Genomic DNA, 6318 nt, shown 5'->3' on the forward strand with positions numbered 1-6318 from the left:
CTGATCAGATCGTAGGTTCTTGATTTAGTTCCATTGAATTACGCAACAAAGCCACGCGAAATGTACAGCAAAGATCAACACGCCCTAGTTAATGACCAATTTAGTTCGTTGGAGCATTTCCATACAAAATACCCGTGTCATTACCTAACACCCCTGCAATGTAATCTTTACCGTTGTGCTTAACCGTCAAGAAAACCCCGTTGTAACTGCCATTTAGCGCTGATTGCGAGCAAGAAACGGCACTTGCGTTATCTGCATTAAAGTAAGATCCATTACGAACCAATTTACCTGTAATTGTACAAACGCCATTAACGACATATGAACCATCTGCGTTAATCGTCCACGTACTACCATCTGTTGTATTGGTATGAGTACCGGTGATTTGGGCAAGAGCTAATGAGTCAGTTGTTTTATTCATTGAGTAAACAAGGTTTGACCCGCTAACAACGGCTGTTAGAGTTGCAATATTGTTTGTAAATTTAGCATGCATTAACTGAATTCTTTCTTTCACAAAAACATTGTTGCTAGTAAAAGATAGACCTCTAGTTGTCATCGATGTTTCTGTCGTGGTCGCACTATCAACAAAGTAAACGCTGTTGTTCGCGAAGTCACCCACAATTAGGTTGTTCTTAGATCGCTTTGAGTCAACAAGCATGACGGTCAAGTCAGTCGGGTTAACGTATAGGCCATTACCACTAAACGTTTTTACTGTTGCACTCGGTGCCGCTGACGAACCACCGCCACAACCTACAAGTACTACTGAAGCGAAAACACCTAAAATGAAGCCTTTGTTTTTCATTGTGATTACTCTTTATTATGTATAAAGATCTTATCATATCTAAAAATAATAAATCCCGCAAAGTTGCGAGAGAACCGGCGACGCTGATGGATCCCCTCATATTTTCCCTAGTCCTGCATTGTGTGTGAGCCTTTGATATTCGAACATGATCTGCACCATCAATACTGGACGTTACGTTAAGCGACTTTGTCATTACGTTAACTACGGACTAGGTGATATAAAGGTATGAATCAGTTAGTTGATACTTAACGGTGTGCTCTTAAGAACTAAAGCTTTTAATTTTCCACTCTTGGAAGGCGTTGTTGCCTAAATCAGTTGAACCTTTTTCGAGTCTTGCGATCTGATCTTTTATGATGGTTAGAGCGGTGGTGACATGGGTAAGGCAAAAAAGAAGATAACTAACTGGGCGGAGTACAATAAGGCTCTGTGCAAACGGGGCTCGGTTACGTTCTGGATAGATGATTCAGCCGTAGATGCATGGCGATGCAAAGCCCATCATGGTAAGCGTGGTAGAGGCTTCCAGTACTCTGATACAGCGATTGAAACTGCATTGATGATTAAGGGGATATTCTCTCTACCATTGCGGGCTCTTCAAGGTTTTATCGACTCTATCTTTGAGCTACTGGAGGTTCCACTGACGCCCCCTGACTACACGTGTATCAGCAAACGCTCGAAGACAGTTCAGGTCAAATATCATAACAAATCCAGAGGAGCTATTCGCCATATCGCTATTGACTCGACTGGTCTCAAAGTCTTTGGCGAAGGTGAGTGGAAGGTGAAAAAGCACGGCGCCGAAAAACGCAGAACTTGGCGCAAACTGCACTTAGCCGTTGATGTAGAAACTCATGAGGCCATTAGTGCAGAAGTCAGTCTTGTAAGTGTTGGCGATAGCGAAGTGCTGCCAACATTACTCAACCCTTTACGTAGAAAGGTAGATACCGTATCTGCTGATGGAGCGTATGACACAAAAAGTTGCTATGAGACCCTGCAAAATAAGGGCAGTACTCCGTTGATACCGCCTCGAAAGAATGCGGCGCTTTGGGAAGAAGGGCATCCCAGAAATGAAGCAGTAAAGGCTTTGAAAAACGGAACAATAGCGGAGTGGAAATCTGAGTCGGGTTATCACTATCGCTCAATATCTGAGACCGCAATGTCTCGATATAAAGGACTAACCAGCGGTAAATTGAGCTTGAGATGTTATAACGCTCAAGTGGGAGAAATCATGGCGAATGTCAAAGCTATAAACAAAGTCATAGGACTAGGTATGCCTGTTCGAAGCTAACGGTGAGTCAAATATGGCGTCGTTGGTCTTTAAACCGATTTGATCAACAACGCCGTCGTATTGACTAAAAAGCATGCGAAACGGGGTGCCTCTATCTCCAAATTTAATTACGCAACAAAGCCACCTCAGATGACAATACTTCGGCGCACTTAACAAAATTAACCTTTATTTATAAGTGGGCATTAAGTATTATTGATATTATTAATAATACTTGATAATTAAACATGTTAAATAATGTATCTATAAAAAACAAAATTCAAATGACAATCGGTCTAGCGGCTATGCTTATGTTATTGTTGGGAGGATTCGAACTCTACATTCAACAAGAGCAGAGACTTGAAGAAAGGCATGATAAACTGCAAGCGCAAGTAGAGACTGCGGTATCCTTAGTCCAACACTTCAGAACCAATGAGTCTCTAAATATAGAAGACGCTCAAACAGCAACAAAAAAAATATTATCAGACCTCAGATACGATGATGACCACTATTTTTGGGTAACCAATACAAAAAACAAACTAATTATCCACCCGAAAAGGCTGACTTCTATTGGCCAAGATATGACTAACGTTCGAGATAGTAAAGGTAATTATCATTGGCGCGAAATGTCTCGTATTGCCAAAAACAATTCTTCAGGTTTTTTGAGTTACACATGGCGAGATCAGCAAGGAAAAGATAAAGATAAGGTTTCATATGTGTATTACATTCCAGAATGGGATTGGATTGTAGGATCGGGATTATTCATTTCTGACATCCAAGAAGATTTTCACAAAAATATCATACAGCAAAGCGTTTTATTAGTAATTATTATGGGGATCTTGTTTTCTATTAGCTTCTTTATCAGCGATAGTATTGTAAAACCAATCGAACAATTAGTTGAAAACCTCAAGATCATCGCGAGTGGCAATTTAACAACAAACTTCCAACAGAACCGAGAAGATGAGATTGGAGAGCTAAACCGAGGCCTTTGTCAAATGCAGACTACCATTAGAGGTACCTTAATTGCTGCGCAAAGTACAGCCGATAAGGCAAGTCTTTTATCGGAAAGCATAGCCTCTTCAAGTGAAGAAACCGCTCAAAGTTTAGCATCTCAGAACTCACAACTTGAGCAGATGTCAACGGCAATGAGTGAAATGTCAGCAACTATTAAGAATGTAGCTATCAACGCCGAATATAGCTCAGAAAAAACCAGTGAATCCTCGCATCAAGCACAAGCCAGCAGCCAAAGTATGGTCACAACACTTGAAGATGTTTCGGCAATCTCCCTCTCTATCGATGAAACAACACAGTTAATGGCGACCTTGAAACGCGGTGTAGATAATATAGGCCAAGTTGTGCAAGTTATCCAAGAAGTGTCTGAACAAACAAATTTACTTGCACTGAATGCCGCGATTGAAGCGGCGCGAGCAGGAGAACAAGGTCGTGGTTTTGCTGTGGTTGCCGATGAGGTTCGCAATCTTGCAAGCCGAACTCAAGATTCTACCAGTCAAGTTCAATCAACGATTAACGAGTTACTCTCTAGTACTTCTGAAGTGCTTACTGTCATGGAAAGTAATAATGCAAGTATTAGCACCTGTGTAGAAACAGCTCAACATACAAAAGACACACTAGTATCTATGGTAGGAAGCCTCAACGAAGCTAATGATATGGTCGCTCAAATTGCCGCTTCCGCTGAACAGCAAGGCATCGTTTCAAATGAAATGAGTGAAAATGTTAGTGTGATTAATTTATCAGCAAGAGAAATTAATCAAGCTAGTGTACATATGGCATCTCAAACTCAAGAGATGGCAAGTGCTGCCGAAGAGCTTAAACAACTATTGACATACTTTAAGCTGGAATAATCCGACGCACCTTGGTCTATATCGACACCTCTCCCCCGGATATAGACCAATCTATTTGCTCGTTAATATTACTAACAGAAGGTTTTTTTTCAAAACCAAAAGACAAAGTCATCAACCTACGATCGATTAACTAAGTTTACTTAAATACTTAGACTAATAACCAAGCTGTGCTAAAGACTTAAGTCTGTTGTTGCTGAGTCAAAGGTCTAGGTTGATTAAGTGTTTTTGACTGACCTCAAAGAGCAAAAAAGTGTGTTATTCACTCTACTATATTGGAGATGTAAAGATTAAAATCAATAAAAACATAAAACTATCAGTAGATTACAGTCTTTTAGATGTATTCAAGAAAGACTGTACCAAGTCACTACTAACTCCAAATAACTGTGTCTCGGTGATGACTCAACAAGAAAAACTGTCATTTTTTTTCTCTATCGTAAACCAAAGTGCAAACGCCGTTGTTATTACAAACGTTGACAGGGACATTATCTACGCCAATAAAAAATTTGAAGAACTGAGTGGCTATGCCCTATGTGAAGTTCTTGGCAAGAACCCAAGAATATTGAAATCAAACAATACCCCAGTCGACAGCTACCGCGATATGTATCGCACATTACAGTCGGGAAGTTCTTGGAAGGGTGTATTTTTCAATAAATATAAAGATGGCCCCGAGTATATTGAAGAAGCTGTTATTTCTCCGATAATGTGCGATATAGGAGAAGTTATTTGTTATCTTGCAGAAAAAAAAGACATTACAGTTCAAAGGGCTATGGAAGACAGCGTACGGAAATTGACTCATTTTGATAGTCTAACGGAACTGCCTAATCGGGCCTACTTTATCGAAGAAGCCAAGAGGATAATGGACTTTCAACTAGCTAAAGATAACTGCTTTACGATATTGTTTGCCGACTTAAACCGATTTAAAGAGCTTAATGATAGCAGAGGCCACCTTGCTGGTGATATGGCGCTAAAAGAGGTAGCTAGACGGATTGAAAACGCACTTCCGTCTGGTGATTTAGCAGCTAGAGTTGGAGGGGATGAGTTTGTTGTGATTCATCGAAAAGCGACACAAGAAAGCACTGCGCATTTAGCTGCCCAATTGGTAGCGGCACTGAGTCGACCTATCCCGATAAATATAGGACAAAAAGCTTTTCTGGGTGTTAGTATCGGAGCAGCCACATGGCCTTTGGACGGTGAAACATTGCATGATGTGCTCTCACATGCAGACTTAGCTATGTACGAAGCTAAGTCGACTGATCGGGGCTTTGTCTTCTACACGGAACAGATTGGCACACACTATCATCGTGAATTGGAGTTATCGCGCAGGTTAAATCAGGCTATACACGATAAAGATCAGTTTCATCTAGTCTATCAGCCAAAATTTTATACAGCCAGTACGGAAGTTGCAGGGGTTGAAGTTCTGCTTCGCTGGGACGAGCCTGAGCTTGGTATCATTAACCCTGGGGAGTTTATTCCTCTTGCCGAGAAGTATAGGATAATGTGTCCTCTCGGTAAGTGGGTCATCAAAGCCGCTAGTAAGCAATTTCGTCAGTGGCAATCAGAGGGTAGAGTGTTGCCAGGTAGAATGGCTGTGAATATCTCCGTTCAACAATTAGAGCAACCTGAGTTCTTTGAGAGCATTATAAGTATGATTTCAGAAGAGGGACTCTCTCCTTCCATATTTGAATTAGAAGTGACAGAGTCGGTATTGATGAGTAACCCAGAAAAAACAATGCGCGTGTTGCAAAAGTTAGAACATGTAGGATTCAGTATCGCTATCGACGATTTTGGTACTGGCTTTTCGTCTTTATCGTACCTCAAAAGAATTAACGCAAAGGTTTTGAAAATTGATAAATCGTTCATTGAGAGTTTGGCGACCAGCATACACGACAAAATGATAGTGAAATCTGTGGTGGACTTAGCTCAGAATCTGGGGTTATCCGTTGTGGCTGAGGGCGTCGAAACTGAGGAGCAAAGGCGTTATCTTGAAGAGGTCGGGTGCGACATGGTACAGGGCTACTACTACTCAAGACCACTCACCGCAGAAGAATTAATCCGAAAATTTACTTTTAAAACTTTGCTTAAGGAATGAACAATGACTGAGCATTCTTCTCCATTTTTAAATACTTTCTATTTGAGAGTGTTATCTGTCGTTCATGAAGGTTTGTCGCAAAGTTATGAAGAAGCACAAGCGTACTGATTTTTATATGAAATTAGGCTGATTTCGAGTGAAGCTGTTCCCAAACAGATAAGCTTTCAGGATTGTCAAGCAGTCCATTTTTAATTATCGACCGGCTTTGTTGCGTAATTAAATTTAGAGATAGAGCCAACCCGTTTCGCGTATTTCTTAGTCAATACGACAAGTTTCAGGCATACCTAACCCAGTAAGCTTGTTTAACGCT

At 40.8% G+C, this 6318-nt stretch carries 4 protein-coding genes; 3 read left to right on the forward strand and 1 reads right to left on the reverse strand.

Translation table 11 applies throughout. From position 1 onward, the window contains the following. Positions 1-100: 100 nt before the first annotated feature. Positions 101-799, reverse strand: coding sequence for a hypothetical protein (locus AB6D07_RS22365; protein WP_017100276.1), 699 nt, complete (start codon positions 797-799; stop codon positions 101-103). 373 nt (positions 800-1172) lie between these two features. On the opposite strand from AB6D07_RS22365, the gene AB6D07_RS22370 reads away from it, so the two are divergent. The 3 genes from AB6D07_RS22370 (at position 1173) to AB6D07_RS22380 (ending at position 6008) form a co-directional block, all read left to right on the forward strand. After that, positions 1173-2081: an IS5 family transposase gene (locus AB6D07_RS22370; protein ID WP_065679953.1), complete on the forward strand. Its 909-nt coding sequence runs from the start codon at positions 1173-1175 to the stop codon at positions 2079-2081. Between the two features lie 224 nt (positions 2082-2305). Next, positions 2306-3919 (forward strand): methyl-accepting chemotaxis protein, encoded by a 1614-nt coding sequence (locus AB6D07_RS22375; protein WP_017103920.1) that lies wholly within the window; start codon positions 2306-2308, stop codon positions 3917-3919. 250 nt (positions 3920-4169) lie between these two features. After that, the gene (locus tag AB6D07_RS22380; RefSeq protein ID WP_017099454.1) at positions 4170-6008 is read left to right on the forward strand and encodes an EAL domain-containing protein; all 1839 of its coding nucleotides are present in this window, start codon (positions 4170-4172) and stop codon (positions 6006-6008) included. Positions 6009-6318 lie beyond the last annotated feature (310 nt).

Source organism: Vibrio sp. 10N.239.312.C11 (assembly GCF_041466065.1).
GTDB lineage: Bacteria > Pseudomonadota > Gammaproteobacteria > Enterobacterales > Vibrionaceae > Vibrio > Vibrio tasmaniensis_A.

Coding starts and splice junctions, on each gene's coding strand:
- AB6D07_RS22375 (WP_017103920.1), top strand. CDS start 2,306: ATGTTAAATAATGTATCTATAAAAAACAAAATTCAAATGACAATCGGT.
- AB6D07_RS22365 (WP_017100276.1), bottom strand. CDS start 799: ATGAAAAACAAAGGCTTCATTTTAGGTGTTTTCGCTTCAGTAGTACTT.
- AB6D07_RS22370 (WP_065679953.1), top strand. CDS start 1,173: ATGGGTAAGGCAAAAAAGAAGATAACTAACTGGGCGGAGTACAATAAG.